This is a genomic window from Streptococcus sp. E24BD, from assembly GCF_041807825.1.
GTDB lineage: Bacteria > Bacillota > Bacilli > Lactobacillales > Streptococcaceae > Streptococcus > Streptococcus entericus.
This window is the reverse complement of record NZ_JBGTZB010000081.1, coordinates 1-656: the sequence shown is the minus strand read 5'-3', so window position 1 is coordinate 656 and position 656 is coordinate 1. Positions and strand designations below refer to the sequence as shown.

At 45.0% G+C, this 656-nt stretch carries 4 tRNA genes; all 4 read left to right on the top strand.

Features of this window, described 5'->3' with window-relative positions:
• Positions 1-47: 47 nt before the first annotated feature.
• The 4 genes from ACERC5_RS10170 (at position 48) to ACERC5_RS10155 (ending at position 488) form a co-directional block, all read left to right on the top strand.
• Positions 48-120, top strand: a tRNA-Val gene (locus tag ACERC5_RS10170).
• Between the two features lie 13 nt (positions 121-133).
• Positions 134-204: transfer RNA gene (locus tag ACERC5_RS10165), tRNA-Gly, on the top strand.
• Positions 205-319: 115 nt separating this feature from the next.
• Positions 320-393, top strand: a tRNA-Ile gene (locus ACERC5_RS10160).
• A gap of 23 nt (positions 394-416) precedes the next feature.
• Positions 417-488: transfer RNA gene (locus ACERC5_RS10155), tRNA-Glu, on the top strand.
• Positions 489-656 lie beyond the last annotated feature (168 nt).

Genomic DNA, 656 nt, shown 5'->3' with positions numbered 1-656 from the left:
TGAGATATGGTAGTTGCTTAGCAGATACTGAGGAGAAATCCTCGTTGGGGAGTTTAGCTCAGCTGGGAGAGCATCTGCCTTACAAGCAGAGGGTCAGCGGTTCGATCCCGTTAACTCCCATTATTTTTAATAAGCGGGTGTAGTTTAGTGGTAAAACTACAGCCTTCCAAGCTGTTGTCGCGAGTTCGATTCTCGTCACCCGCTTTGTAATACTATATTACAAAACAATCCAAGCAATTTGCTNAGCTGTTGTCGCGAGTTCGATTCTCGTCACCCGCTTTGTAATACTATATTACAAAACAATCCAAGCAATTTGCTTGGGCGCGTAGCTCAGGTGGTTAGAGCGCACGCCTGATAAGCGTGAGGTCGGTGGTTCGAGTCCACTCGTGCCCATTCACTCAGTGAGTGAGAGATATGCTCCGTTGGTCAAGGGGTTAAGACACCGCCTTTTCACGGCGGTAACACGGGTTCGAATCCCGTACGGAGTGTTTTTTATAAATAATAAGATTTTAAGAGGACTGATGTGTTCTCTTTTTTGGCTCTTTGTCAACTGTAGTGGGTTGACCCACTTAACACCGAGAGAGGACAGTTCTTGTCTTCTCTCGTTTTATGTTTATGGCAATGAAAATGCGAGTTTTGTCTTTTCAAAGTTTCTG